The sequence below is a fragment of the Streptococcus sp. P25B114 genome, assembly GCF_053010325.1.
On the sequence record NZ_JBRKNW010000006.1, the window covers coordinates 18,745 to 31,417 of the forward strand.

14 protein-coding genes and 1 pseudogene are annotated in these 12,673 nt (G+C 36.6%); 5 read left to right on the forward strand and 10 right to left on the reverse strand.

Annotation, left to right across the window (positions count from 1 at the left end):
* Positions 1-213: 213 nt before the first annotated feature.
* Entirely contained in the window at positions 214-1,572 is a 1,359-nt protein-coding gene (locus ACVC7T_RS04115) for a PTS transporter subunit EIIC (RefSeq protein ID WP_447262529.1), read from the reverse strand.
* Between the two features lie 19 nt (positions 1,573-1,591).
* Positions 1,592-2,707, reverse strand: coding sequence for a vitamin B12 independent methionine synthase (locus ACVC7T_RS04120; RefSeq protein ID WP_447262530.1), 1,116 nt, complete (start codon positions 2,705-2,707; stop codon positions 1,592-1,594).
* A gap of 265 nt (positions 2,708-2,972) precedes the next feature.
* Here ACVC7T_RS04120 and rpmF point away from each other — a divergent pair, with 265 nt between their 5' ends.
* Both rpmF and rpmG read left to right on the forward strand, forming a co-directional pair.
* Positions 2,973-3,155, forward strand: coding sequence for a 50S ribosomal protein L32 (gene rpmF, locus ACVC7T_RS04125; protein WP_002937589.1), 183 nt, complete (start codon positions 2,973-2,975; stop codon positions 3,153-3,155).
* 15 nt (positions 3,156-3,170) lie between these two features.
* Positions 3,171-3,320, forward strand: a complete 150-nt coding sequence (rpmG, locus tag ACVC7T_RS04130) for a 50S ribosomal protein L33 (protein ID WP_002262412.1) — start codon at positions 3,171-3,173, stop codon at positions 3,318-3,320.
* 316 nt (positions 3,321-3,636) lie between these two features.
* On the opposite strand, the gene ACVC7T_RS04135 is transcribed toward rpmG, so the two are convergent.
* From ACVC7T_RS04135 to ACVC7T_RS04155, 5 genes are all read right to left on the reverse strand, one after another.
* On the reverse strand, positions 3,637-4,266 hold the full coding sequence (locus tag ACVC7T_RS04135) for an ABC transporter ATP-binding protein (protein WP_394731595.1): 630 nt from the start codon (positions 4,264-4,266) through the stop codon (positions 3,637-3,639).
* 12 nt (positions 4,267-4,278) lie between these two features.
* Positions 4,279-5,514: a hypothetical protein gene (locus tag ACVC7T_RS04140; RefSeq protein ID WP_394731596.1), complete on the reverse strand. Its 1,236-nt coding sequence runs from the start codon at positions 5,512-5,514 to the stop codon at positions 4,279-4,281.
* The gene (locus tag ACVC7T_RS04145) at positions 5,504-6,406 is read right to left on the reverse strand and encodes a hypothetical protein (protein ID WP_394731597.1); all 903 of its coding nucleotides are present in this window, start codon (positions 6,404-6,406) and stop codon (positions 5,504-5,506) included. The genes ACVC7T_RS04140 and ACVC7T_RS04145 overlap by 11 nt, the downstream gene beginning before the upstream one ends.
* Before the next feature lie 67 nt (positions 6,407-6,473).
* Complete coding sequence (locus ACVC7T_RS04150) at positions 6,474-6,938, reverse strand: hypothetical protein (RefSeq protein WP_394731598.1); 465 nt, start codon at positions 6,936-6,938, stop codon at positions 6,474-6,476.
* Positions 6,939-7,696: 758 nt separating this feature from the next.
* Positions 7,697-7,882, reverse strand: coding sequence for a hypothetical protein (locus ACVC7T_RS04155; protein WP_029943815.1), 186 nt, complete (start codon positions 7,880-7,882; stop codon positions 7,697-7,699).
* Between the two features lie 28 nt (positions 7,883-7,910).
* Between ACVC7T_RS04155 and ACVC7T_RS04160 the strand changes: the two genes are divergently transcribed.
* The 3 genes and pseudogenes from ACVC7T_RS04160 to ACVC7T_RS04170 all read left to right on the forward strand — a co-directional run.
* On the forward strand, positions 7,911-8,525 hold the full coding sequence (locus ACVC7T_RS04160; protein ID WP_447262531.1) for a CadD family cadmium resistance transporter: 615 nt from the start codon (positions 7,911-7,913) through the stop codon (positions 8,523-8,525).
* Positions 8,526-8,537: 12 nt separating this feature from the next.
* Positions 8,538-8,876, forward strand: coding sequence for a Cd(II)/Zn(II)-sensing metalloregulatory transcriptional regulator CadX (gene cadX / locus ACVC7T_RS04165; RefSeq protein WP_000711078.1), 339 nt, complete (start codon positions 8,538-8,540; stop codon positions 8,874-8,876).
* Positions 8,864-8,965, forward strand: a pseudogene (locus ACVC7T_RS04170) (site-specific integrase); the annotation flags it as partial. The gene cadX and the pseudogene ACVC7T_RS04170, both read left to right, overlap by 13 nt.
* Before the next feature lie 317 nt (positions 8,966-9,282).
* Here the strand turns inward: ACVC7T_RS04170 and ACVC7T_RS04175 are convergent.
* The 3 genes from ACVC7T_RS04175 to lacG all read right to left on the reverse strand — a co-directional run bounded on the left by ACVC7T_RS04175 (position 9,283) and on the right by lacG (position 12,538).
* On the reverse strand, positions 9,283-10,122 hold the full coding sequence (locus ACVC7T_RS04175) for a metallophosphoesterase (protein WP_447262532.1): 840 nt from the start codon (positions 10,120-10,122) through the stop codon (positions 9,283-9,285).
* Positions 10,123-10,173: 51 nt separating this feature from the next.
* Positions 10,174-11,067, reverse strand: coding sequence for an aldose 1-epimerase family protein (locus ACVC7T_RS04180; protein WP_447262533.1), 894 nt, complete (start codon positions 11,065-11,067; stop codon positions 10,174-10,176).
* Between the two features lie 64 nt (positions 11,068-11,131).
* Positions 11,132-12,538 (reverse strand): 6-phospho-beta-galactosidase, encoded by a 1,407-nt coding sequence (gene lacG, locus ACVC7T_RS04185; RefSeq protein WP_027973567.1) that lies wholly within the window; start codon positions 12,536-12,538, stop codon positions 11,132-11,134.
* Between the last annotated feature and the right edge of the window lie 135 nt (positions 12,539-12,673).

Consider the following 12,673-nt stretch of genomic DNA (forward strand, 5'->3'; position numbering starts at 1 on the left):
GCCAACCTGTGCAAGCCCTTTTTCTCATAAAGAAAAAGCGGTTTGCACCACTTTTAGGATCTGTGTTTACTAGTGAGGTACATTTAGATATGAGATAGTTTTTTGCAAGTCAAGGCCGTTTGAGCAGGAATACTGACTGTATTTCGAGAAAAACAAGGCTGAGTGGCAGAAAACTAGCCTTAGCTAAAAGTGCCGAATAGTGAATACAGGTTCTTAATCTTCCTTATAGAGAACAAAGGTCACCACAAAGGAAATCAGAACGGAAATGACCAGGCCGGCTACCGCTGTATAAAAATACTTGAGCGTGTCCTCACCGATATAGGCAGCAATGGTCAGAAGCCCTGGAGAACCACCAGAAAAGTTGCGAGCCCCCATAATCCCCATAAAGAAACCACCAATACCACCGGCAACCATGATCCCAATCAAGGCAGGACGGTGACGCAGGGTCACACCATACAGGGCAGGCTCTGTGATACCAAAAATCGCGGTAATACCAGCCGATGAAGCCAAGGCACGCTTATTGACATCCTTCGTTTTCAGTGCAATAGCTAAAGCTGCCCCACCCTGGGCCACATTGGACGGAAACATGCCAGGCTGAGCGATGGTATCATAGCCAATGGTCATGCGGTTGTTGATGCCAATCGATACTAGACCGTAGTGGGTACCAGTCATCACCAAGAAAGACGAAACTGTTCCTACAATAGTTGGTACAACCCAAGGACCAAATTCTTCCAACCAGAGGAAGAAGGTACCCAGCCAATTGCCCACAATAGCACCAAGCGGCCCCAGCACAATCAGAGTAACCAGGGCAGTCACCAGAGTTGTCAAGAGTGGAACAGAGAAGAATTTGATAGCCTTGGGCGAAATCTTATCCGCAACTCTTTCCACATAGCTCATGAACCATACTGCTAAAATTACCGGAATAACGGTCGAAGAGTAGCTTGATAGGGTAATCGGAATGGAGAAGAAATTCAGACCCGTCCCAGCCTCCTTGGCCGCTGTCACCAAGGCCACAAAGCTAGGGTGGAGCAAAATCGCCCCGATTAACATCCCCAGCTGCTGATTGGTCTTAAACTGTCGGGCAGCCGAGCCGCCAAGAAAGATAGGCAGGAAGAAGAAACCAGCATCCCCAATAAAGTTGAGAATTTGATAGTTGGTATCATCAGTAGCCACCACGCCAAACACCGTCAGCAAGGACAGCACAGCCTTGATCATCCCGGCTGCCGTAATGACTGGCAAAATCGGGGTAAAGATACCTGAGATAGTAGCCAGAACAGTCGCAAAGATTCCCTGCTTGCTCGAAGCTTCTTGGTCTGCGACTACTTGTTCTTCCAAATCCTCTGCTAAAGGACGATAGACATGGGCCACGTCATTTCCGATAACAACTTGGAATTGACCACCCTTGTCAATCACACCCAAAACACCCTCTAACTGTTCCAGGCCAGCTTGGTCTGCCTTAGACTTATCCACCAAGGTAAAACGCAGGCGTGTCGCACAATGGGTCAGACTGGACACATTGGCCTTGCCTCCTACACCTTCTAAAATCGCACTTCCTAAAGCCCTATGACTCATCCTATCTCCTTTTTCTCTCCTAATTTCCCCAGACCTTGTCCGTAATCGTCTTAATCAATTGTAATTTTTTCCACTCGTCTTCCTCAGTCAGAATATTTCCTTCTTCCGTAGAAGCAAAGCCGCACTGGGTTGAGATGCCAATGTTCTTGAGTGGAATCAATTTCGCTGCTTCTTCAATACGGGCAACCACCGCATCAATATCCTCTAACTGAGGATCTTTAGATGTAATCACACCCAGCACCAATTCGACATTCTCACGGCCATTCCAGATATCCACAATCGGTGAAAAATCGCCTGAACGCTCATCGTCATATTCTAAGAAGAAGATGTCATAGTTGAGTTGGCCTAGATACTTGGCAACCGTCTGGTAGCTTCCTTCAAAAAGGTAGGTTGACTTGAAGTTGCCTCGACAGATATGGGTCGCCACCGTCAAATCCTTTGGCAGGCCCTCCAAGGCCTTATTGATCACGTAGACATCATCTTCAGCAATCTGCTCAAATTCCGCCCGTTTTTCCGGTTGGTCATGATAGATCTCCAATTGCTGAATCAAATAAGCCCAGGTTGTGTCGTCCAATTGAACATAGCGGGCACCCAGATCATAAAAATGCTGAATGGTATCATGATAGGCTTTTGCCAAACCGTCTAGGAAATCACTCCAATTTTCGTAGTAATCCGCATAGAGATCGCTGCGATGGTCACGCTTGATAACCAGTGACGGGCTTGGAATAGTCACCTTTGGCGTAACTCCCTCAGGCACGATAGACTGAAGGTATTGGAAATCACGGTAAAACGGGTGGTCTGGATTTTCAGCTACCTTGCCATTGAGGCGGACATTGGTCGTGCGAGTCTTAGCCCCGTGAAACTTGTAAGAATCCTCCTGCAAGTAAGCTTCGAACCCTGTCAATTCCCAGAGGAAGTCCAGGTGCCACCAAGAACGACCGAACTCACCGTCAGAAACTACCTTGAGCCCATTGTCAACCTGGTGATGGACCAATTCAGCGACCAATTTGTCCTGAATAGCGAGCAGGTCTTCGTGGCTGATTTTGCCTTGGGCGAATTGCTCACGGGCATCCTTCAAAGCTTGTGGACGAAGATAAGAACCGACATGATCGAAATGGTAATGTATTTTTGACATAATGAAAACTCCTTGAAAAATTTTGATAGTTTCATTTTATTCCCAAAAGCTATAATTGTAAAATATATATTTTCTATACATTTCGATAGTTTTTTGCTATATCTGACCATTCACCTTGCTTGATGGCAAAAAATAGAAAAAAATCTGTCAAGTAACTTTACTTTACAAAAAACTTTTGTTATACTGTTAAAGTTGACGAAAGTCATACGCACTATTTTAGATTTAAAAAGGGCTTGCCCCTTATATTTAACGGAGGAAGAAAGAAATGGCAGTACCTGCACGTCGCACTTCAAAAGCGAAGAAAAACAAACGTCGTACTCACTATAAAGTAGCAGCTCCAACTGTGAAATTTGACGAAACTACTGGAGATTACTCACGTTCTCACCGTGTATCTTTGAAAGGATACTACAAAGGACGTAAAATCGCTAAAGCTGCTTCAGCTGAATAATAGAAGGGAGATACCATGCGCGTAAATATCACACTTGAACACAAAGAATCTGGTGAGCGTTTGTACCTTACTTCAAAAAACAAACGTAACACTCCAGACCGTCTTCAATTGAAAAAATACTCACCAAAATTGCGTAAGCACGTGATTTTTACTGAGGTGAAATAGGGATTCACTACACGTCAATAGACGGTAGAAACCTTGATTTTAAGCGATTTTTGAAAGATGAACTTTCATTACATTGCAATAAAAATCAACCGAATCTCTACATTTTTTTAGATAATAAAAAATATAAGTAGAACATGCAGATATGAAAAGGAACACCTCATATGAGGTGTTCCTTTGCTATTTTTAAAATAGAATTTATATGTAGATTTTTCTTATATAGAATTCTAAATACAGTTCAATAGTAAGGGGAGGTAGCGTGCATTTATAACAAGGACTAATTTCTGTAACTTAATATCAAATCTAACTATCTGACTAATTAGTTTAATTCTATTATTTTTTGACATTTTTCTGCAACTGCTTTGCTATGAGTTGCAATAATGATACAAGAATTTTTAGATTGACGATATCTTAGACACTGCAATACGAGCTCTTCTGTTTTTCTATCAAGAGCTCCTGTTGGTTCATCGCCAATTATAATAGCCGGTTCTTTTACTAAAGCACGTGCAATAGATACTAACTGGCTTTGTCCTCCTGAAATCTCCACTGGATACTTATCTTTTAAATGAGTAATATTTAATTCTCTCATGATATTCATCACTCTATTGTTTGACTCATTCTTGGATACTTTCAAAAACTTTAAGGGTAAGGCTATATTATCAAAACAAGTTAAATCATCGAGTAACTGATAATCTTGTGGAATATAGCCAATATTTTGAAGACGATAGTGCGCCAATTCCTTATCATTTTTTATCATTAAATGTCCAAAAATGGAGCATGTTCCGTGATAAGATGTATCTAATCCAGCAAGAATCCTTAATAGAGTTGATTTCCCTGAACCAATTTTTCCCCTAATTGCCGTTATCTCTCCAGGTTCTATTTTCATATTAAATTTGGTAAATACCTTGTGCTTATGGTATTTTTTGTCAATGTTTTCTAGTATGATCATATACGATTTCTCCTATTCATATTCACTTATTTTAATTAGTGTGCAATAGATAATAAAATATAAGATAAAGTTACTTACAACCATAATAGGTAACACAAAAATTTGTTTAAATAATAAAATTTCTATCACAAAACAAGTCAATAAAGATGATAAATAGAGCCAAATACATATTCTGGATAAAATTCGATCTCTTACGTTATACCCAATTAACCAACTAATGCGAATCTCATCCGCCTGGTATCGTAAAATAGATACTAAAATGCTTCCTATAACATATAAAAAAAGAATACCTAGAGCAACTACTAGTATGATCAATAAAATTTGAAGACGACTAATGACCGATAACAATTGCTCGTATTTTATTAAAAAATCATCCACTTCCAACAGCGAAAAATCAACAAAACCTGACTTTTCCGATTGTTCTCGAAGCACTTCCAAAACCTTCTCTCTTGGTAAACGTGTTGCAAACTGGCTATTAATCATAGCGAAATATAAAATACCTTCAAATGTAAAATCCTTTGTCTTAATGTCTGGAAGTTCAATAGGATAAGGTATAACGATATAATCATCTAAATAAAATTCCGCATTCCCTTTATAGAAAACATAACTATTTGGTTCTAAAAAACCCTTAACTTCAAACGTTATTGTTTTCGTATAAAATTCCCCAGTGATTTTATCTCCTAGTTTGTAATGTTCACGAAATTGACTACCTAAAAGTATAGGATAGGAGTTGAAATCTAATAAAGATATAGAGGGCCAATCTATTTCCTCTCCCTCTTCAACTTTTAAATGATAAAAATCAAATGCTTTCCGATTCATTTGAAAAGATTTTACTGCTTCAGGATCCTTAGTGTTTCCATTGGTTTCTAGCATCCCTTCATCATATAAAAATTTCTCTCCTTTATTGAATGATTGAATAAAAAGCGGTTGATTAAAAGTTGCTAACAACTCAATTTCTTTTGATTGATACAAGTTATTGTAAAATATTCTAAGAGTATCAAGACTCTCTTTATCACTCCTAAACTGATAAAAAGCATCGTCTTCATATAGAGTATCAATTATAGTGTAACTATAATAACCGTTGGATAGTCGGGTTATATTATTTTTAGCTTGATCATTTTTTAATAATAACTGACTAGTTAATGTGATAACTACCGTAAGTAATATGACTAATAAACTTGCAAGTAAGTGAAGTAGGACGGAGGGAATTGTTTTTTTTATATGTATGTCATTATTTCTATTTTTCATTAGCTCTCCCTCTGTAAAACAAAAATGTAAAACTAATCACCTCAATCAAGACCATCGCTAAATGGTGGGGTAACATCATTTGCCTCTCTCCTAGTAGCTTAAATAGGAAGGTAAATGTCGTCAAAATACAAATATTTGCTGAAAGTAGAAAAAATAATTCTTTGATATAAATGGATACCCAGTTTTTTCCTAATAAATGATATGTTTGATATATTTTGTTATTTTTTCGGATAAGGAAATGTATCCAAAAAATAATAGATAGACCGACAAACGTTACAGTACTTGCATTCAATAAGAAAGCAAATTGTGACAAAGAAAAAATACGTTCAACACCTATGTTATCACCTGGTTTCGTATGATTCTGAAAATTGGGATCATTTAATTCACCATTTAAACTGAGTTCCCCTTCATGTGCTAATAACTTTTTGTCACTAACTAAAATGGTTCTGGACAACGGACTATTAGCTAACATTCCAAGTTTTCCAATTACTTCATATTTTCTTCCCTCAAAAATAACATATTCTTTATTTTCTTCATAAATAGTCTTTATTGAATAGCCAATCAAGGCTTTCGAATCATTATTTTTATATAATAATTCTCCTGTTTTATGAGGGAAGTGAAGATTATCCCAGTTATTGGCAAAAATATTCAGAACATCCTTATCTCCATTTTCTATCTTCTGAACTAGCCAAAAGTTATCATTATTCTTACCAATTTTAGTCAATATGTCACTAAATTCATCAGAAGATAGAGATAAATGGTTTGATGTTCTAAGAGCATTACTTTCTAACACCACTAAGTTTTGCTGATTTTGGTAATAGTAATTAAGCCATAGACACGCCATTAAAATAAATAGTGGTATATAAATTTGTATTTTTCTCAATAAATTCATAAATTATCACCTGATAGAAAATATGCCTTTTCTTTTTTAATGAAAAGGCATATTTATTTAACAATTACTATTTACCATAGAAAGTTTTCGCGAGATTTGTACTAATCTCTCCTTCAAATACCCATGGAGAGTAAGCTTGTGTACCATTACGAGCCCAAACACGACCTGAGTCAGTATTAACACGACCTCTTCCATACGCCCCTACCATCTGAGCTCTACTGTAATGATAGACTCCTGGCCAAGTGGTAGAAGCAACAGCTCTCGATTCAAGACCATCTTTCCGAAAACGGTTTTCACGTTTTCCATTATGTATCGGTCCACTGTTGGCTGCTCGCAATCTAGAAATTCCAGGCGTTAAATTACTATTCTGGTTAGAAAACTTACCTGTTTCCTCATTCCAGCCACCTAAGATAGTTGAATCTACCTGATCTACTTTTGTATTTGCATAAACAGAAGTAGCGTTCACTCCCAATCCTAAAAATAAACTAGCTGAAACCCCTGACAATAGCAATAGCTTTTCAAACTTATGCATGATATTCTCCTTTCCTATTTTCAATTGTCATATTTACTTTATGAGTAATTGATGACTTTTCAGAAGTTAATAAATGTAGATTTTCATCTACAGGGAACCTCCTATCCTTATTAATATTAATTTGAAATCTATAAAAATACATCCCCCATCAGTCTGCTTTCCCCACATCAAGTCCACCTGGCTTTTTTTACGACTGAATTCTCACTTCATGGTGTTCTCCATTCTGCAGATCCTGTTTATATGAATTTGCGTTACCAATTATAACTACCTGCAACAAAAATAAATTAGGAAGTTTTTTAGTCCACAATATTTACCTAATCCATGAATGCGCTTTCTATTTATCGATTTCATTCTAACATATATTTACTTATCAATCAAGTATTTTTCTGTTTGGAACTAAATATTACTATAACGCAACAAGATAAACTGAAGTAATAATTACAAGTTCGATTAGGGCATCGGTCAATCTCCACTACCATGGATACGTACGCTTCACTAGCGCAAAAGAAAATTGGAAGTTGTTAGCTTGTTTCAAACCAAATTAGACGAATTAACGGCATAGTTATTCTATCTCTACATTTTTCTCTACACTTTTGGAGGACAATTCATAAAAGTCTTGCTATATCAAGGTTTATAATCGCTAAAATAGACATTATTAGACCTTTACTGAGGTTAAGTAAGGGTTTCAGTACACGTCAATAGACGTCAAAATTTTGATTTTAAGCGATTTTTGATTTTTTGAAACTCATTATATCGCACTACAAATCAATAAAAACTCTACCTTTTACTCTACCTTTTTTAGATAAATATATCATCTGGATATTGAAGTTAAGCCCTGCTATCATTTCGATGGCAGGGCTTTTTAATATTTGGTACACTAACTTCTTATCTATATTTTGGTGGATTTTAAGTTGACATCTACAAAGTTTAATGTTAAAATTCATTCAAAAATATATTTGAATGAGGTGTTTTATGATTCAAAATGTTGTTACTTCAATAATCCTGTATTCTGGGACAGCCGTAGACTTACTTATTATCCTAATGTTATTTTTTGCCAAAAGAAAAAGCAGAAAAGACATCATTAACATCTATTTAGGACAATTTCTAGGCTCTGTTAGTCTAATATTGCTAAGTTTGCTTTTTGCATTTGTCTTAAATTATATTCCTAGTAAAGAGATTTTAGGTTTACTCGGTTTGATTCCAATTTTCCTAGGCCTCAAAGTTTTGCTTTTAGGAGATTCTGATGGAGAAGCTATTGCAAAAGATGGTTTGCGAAAAGACAATAAAAACCTGATTTTTCTAGTCGCTATGATTACTTTTGCAAGTTGTGGCGCTGACAATATTGGTGTCTTTGTCCCATATTTTACCACCTTAAATTTAGCGAATTTGATAGTGGCTTTACTTACCTTTCTAGTCATGATTTATCTCTTGGTTTTTTCTGCCCAAAAATTGGCACAAGTCCCTTCTGTTGGAGAAACTTTGGAAAAATATAGCAGATGGTTTATTGCCGTTGTTTATTTAGGATTGGGGATATATATCCTGATTGAAAACAACAGCTTTGACATGCTATGGGCTGTGTTAGGCTAGGAGAAAAAAATTATGAAAAAAGATAGTATCTGTCAAGTGGATGTTATAAATCAACAAAATGTTACAACCGCAACGAACTACCTTGAAAAGGAAAAAGTCCAAAAATCACTTCGCATTTTATCAAAGTTTACCGATAATAAACAGATAAATATCATCTTTTATCTCCTTGCTGTTGAAGAACTCTGTGTCTGCGATATAGCCTGTTTACTAAATCTCAGTATGGCATCTGCCTCCCACCATCTTCGTAAACTAGCCAATCAAAACATCTTGGACACTAGAAGAGAGGGGAAAATTATATATTATTTTATAAAAGATGAGGAAATCAGAGATTTTTTTAATCAACTAGGATAACAATGGATACTTACGCTGAATTAGCACCTCAACGAATGTTAGAAGCTGTGGGTATTTATCTTGATCAGATTGCTGAACTAACGCAATAACTACTCTACCATTCACTCTACCTTTTGCTAAGGAATATTACAAAAACGTTGATATATAAACGTTTCTAACAGCTAAAATAGACAATACTTAATCTTTACTGATGTGAAATAGGGATTCACTACACGTCAATTGGCGGTAGAAACCTTGATTTTAAGCGACTTTTGAAATTTTTATTTTCATTACATTGCAGTATAAATCAGTCGAATCACTACCTTTTTCACTACCTTTTTTGAAATAAGATTTTGATTCGGATAAGTAATAAAACCCACTGGCTAATTAAGTCAGTGGGTTTTTGAGTGATTTGAAAGAAGTGAAGTTACGGATTAACAAGATCTACAATGATGATTTCTGGGCGATTAAAGAATCTTGGTACTCGTGTAGATTCTTTGGCCAGACCCCTGCTTACAATAAAATGCGAATTTTCAACTTCATATAAACCACCTGCATATTTCGGAAGAAAACCTTGATTAGGCGCGAATACACCATTAATCAAATAAGGCACTCTCCATTGTCCTCCATGCGCATGACCAGATAACACTAAATCAAATCCATACTTTTGATAAGTATCAATTAGTTCTGGTCGGTGCGCTAGTAAAACTTGGAAGTCAGTGCTTATTTGCTTCCCTTTTATGTCTTCAAGTTGGTCTAGCAAACTCTCACTAGTATCATACTTTTGAAAATATTCAGGATCATCAATGCCTGAAATAGTGATGGACTGCCCCCTTACATCAACTCTACTACTATCTCCAGATAATACGACCACATTCTGTTGTCTCAGATGTTCCAGCATCTGATCATATCGATTACTCCATATTTCATGATTACCTGACACATAGTAAGTATGATTAAATTTTCCTAGCCCGCTTAACAATTCTAGAGTTTTTCTGTCAGAAAGTTCATCATCAAAAATATCTCCACCTAATAAAATGATATCTGGCTCTTCTTTCTCTAATACTTCCAAGATTTGTATCTGATTTTTACCGTAATTTGATGAGTGTAAATCAGTAATTAGAGCAAGTCTGATTGGCTGAGATATTTTGGGACTAACAAGCCTGTAATGAGTTACTTGAAGCCGACTGTCAAAACCTAAAGCGAGAAAAATTAGGATACAAATAAAAACAAACCATCGTGGCTTAATATTTTTTAGTTTTTTCATTATTCAAACTATTTTAGCAAATTTCTGTAACGAACAAACATTTTCAAAAGGTTACTCAATAATAATATCAAAATATTTTGTATCAACTTCTTTTGGAGCAACGTAACTAATATTTCGTTTGGCATTAAAAATATCAGATTCTTCCAGTGATGTAGAGAGTCCGCTCCAAGGTTCTAATGCGATAAAGGGACTCTGATTTGTAGTTGACCAAATCACTAAATATGGAAAATCATCAAATGCAATCGAAAGAGTCTTCTGATGATTTTTGGATCTCAAGGTTACCTTTCGTGATACTAATTGATCCAATGTTACGGCATCATGCTCAAACAGTTTATAGGACAAGTCCAAGGTCTTTTGATTTTCCAAGAATGGCCGACGATCTCGCAGATCAAGTAAGCCAGTTTCTGGAAAACTTCTAGGTACCGTACAAGATTCTACTTTTTCAAATTCTAAATAATAGTCTTCATAACTCTCACCATCCAACAAAGGACAATTAAAACCTGGATGACCCCCAATAAAGTAAGGTAGCTTTCTATGTCCTTCAAGATTTTTCACCCGATATTCAGTTCGAATTGTATTGCCAAGTAGTGAGTAGTTAATGGAAAGCTCAAATTCAAAAGGGTAATTTTTTACGGTTTCTTCGTTTGATGAAATAGAAAATTCTAAAGAGTTTTCAGTACTATTTACATTTTTGAACATCATTTTTCTCACAAGTCCATGCCTTGGAATTGTGCCTGTAAATGTCGGTCTTTCTGCAGGTTCATAGATAGCCCAATTATTTCGTAAACTTCCACAAATCGGAAATAGAACTGGTGCTTGACCGCTCCAATAGGTCGGATCGCCTTGCCAAAGATACTCGATACCATCCTTGTCTTTAATGGAAATAATTTGCCCACCTAATTCAGAAAATTGTACTGTTAAGTTCTCATTTTTTAATTCGAGCATAAAAACTGCCTCCCTTATATGAAAACAAGGATGCTAACTTGAGCTAGGCATCCTTGTATTAGTTTTATTCAATAACCTGTGTTTCTGCTACCTTTTTATACCAATAAGCACTTTTCTTTGGATAGCGTTCTTGGGTTTCAAAGTCAACATAGAACAATCCATATCGTTTCTCGTATCCATTTGACCAAGAAAATACATCCATCAAGGACCAGATGAAATACCCTTTAACATTGGCACCATCTGAGATAGCGTCTGAAATCACTTCTAAATGCTTTTTCACATAATCAATTCGACCATCATCATAGACTGTACCATCTACAAACTCATCTTTATATCCTAGGCCGTTTTCAGTGATGTAGATTTTCTTATAGTTTGGATAATCATTTTTCACACGCATGATTTGATCATAAAGACCTTGTGGGTAGATAATCCAATCCCAATCCGTTTTCGGAATATCGACTGGAGATTCTCTACGACCAACTCCCTTGATTTGATACTTAGAACTTCCCTTTTCACCTTTACCATTATGGATAATTTCCGTTTCTCCATCATGAGCTCTCATCCAATCACTCATATAGTAATTGATGCCCAAGAAGTCGTTCAAATCTTTTGCGGCATCTAAGGCAGCGAAGTCCTCATCACGAAGGTCTAATTCCCCACCATTTACTTTCAGAATATGTCGAACGCCTTCAAGCGTTTTTTCAGAATAGTAACCCAAGTATGTAGCATCGAGGATAAATTTATTATGAATAATATCTTCTAGTTCCGCTGCACGAACATCGTCAGGGTTGCTTGGATCATAAGGATATTTCGTTGGCAATGCGTGTACAACACCAATTTCTCCACTATAACCAGCATCCTTGTATAGCTTAACAGCCTTGGCATGTGAAACCATCATATTGTGGTGGGATTGGAATACCTTAGCTAAGTCATACTGAATCCCTGGTGGGAACTTCCCAACTAGATATTGCCCATCACCAATTGGACCGATTTCATTAAAGGTTGTCCAGTAATTAACTTCGGGGAATTCTTTGAAGCAAAACGCTGCGTAATTGACGAAGTGCTCAATATTTTCTCGATTTAGAAAGTCACCATTAGAATGTAGCGTTTCTGGTGTATCAAAATGGTGAAGCGTTACAAATGGTTCTACATGACGTTTATGGCATTCCGCAAATAATTTATGGTAATACTCTACTCCCTTTGGATTCACTTCTCCAAAGCCTGTTGGGAAGATACGAGACCACGCAATCGAAATCCGAATGCCATTCACCCCAAACTGTTCACTTAGTTCTAAATCAACTGGATAACGATTATAAAAATCAGAAGCTGGTTCCGCAGTATACCAGTAATTATCTTCTAGATACTTGTCCCACGCAACACGACCTTTTCCATCCGTCTGTGTAGCACCCTCTGCTTGATATGCAGCAGTTGCCCCACCAAATATAAAATCTTTCGGTAATGTTTTAACCATATGCCTACCTTCTTCTATCAAAAATAAATAAAGGGGTAGGAGTTGGAGATGATAACTCCCTCCCCTTTTGATTAAGAACCTACATTCACAAGTGAAGTGCTTGTATATAAGAGATAGTTTTTCGCTAATCAAGGC

Coding starts and splice junctions, on each gene's coding strand:
- ACVC7T_RS04115 (WP_447262529.1), bottom strand. CDS start 1,572: ATGAGTCATAGGGCTTTAGGAAGTGCGATTTTAGAAGGTGTAGGAGGC.
- ACVC7T_RS04120 (WP_447262530.1), bottom strand. CDS start 2,707: ATGTCAAAAATACATTACCATTTCGATCATGTCGGTTCTTATCTTCGT.
- rpmF (WP_002937589.1), top strand. CDS start 2,973: ATGGCAGTACCTGCACGTCGCACTTCAAAAGCGAAGAAAAACAAACGT.
- rpmG (WP_002262412.1), top strand. CDS start 3,171: ATGCGCGTAAATATCACACTTGAACACAAAGAATCTGGTGAGCGTTTG.
- ACVC7T_RS04135 (WP_394731595.1), bottom strand. CDS start 4,266: ATGATCATACTAGAAAACATTGACAAAAAATACCATAAGCACAAGGTA.
- ACVC7T_RS04140 (WP_394731596.1), bottom strand. CDS start 5,514: ATGAAAAATAGAAATAATGACATACATATAAAAAAAACAATTCCCTCC.
- ACVC7T_RS04145 (WP_394731597.1), bottom strand. CDS start 6,406: ATGAATTTATTGAGAAAAATACAAATTTATATACCACTATTTATTTTA.
- ACVC7T_RS04150 (WP_394731598.1), bottom strand. CDS start 6,938: ATGCATAAGTTTGAAAAGCTATTGCTATTGTCAGGGGTTTCAGCTAGT.
- ACVC7T_RS04155 (WP_029943815.1), bottom strand. CDS start 7,882: ATGAATTTTAACATTAAACTTTGTAGATGTCAACTTAAAATCCACCAA.
- ACVC7T_RS04160 (WP_447262531.1), top strand. CDS start 7,911: ATGATTCAAAATGTTGTTACTTCAATAATCCTGTATTCTGGGACAGCC.
- cadX (WP_000711078.1), top strand. CDS start 8,538: ATGAAAAAAGATAGTATCTGTCAAGTGGATGTTATAAATCAACAAAAT.
- ACVC7T_RS04175 (WP_447262532.1), bottom strand. CDS start 10,122: ATGAAAAAACTAAAAAATATTAAGCCACGATGGTTTGTTTTTATTTGT.
- ACVC7T_RS04180 (WP_447262533.1), bottom strand. CDS start 11,067: ATGCTCGAATTAAAAAATGAGAACTTAACAGTACAATTTTCTGAATTA.
- lacG (WP_027973567.1), bottom strand. CDS start 12,538: ATGGTTAAAACATTACCGAAAGATTTTATATTTGGTGGGGCAACTGCT.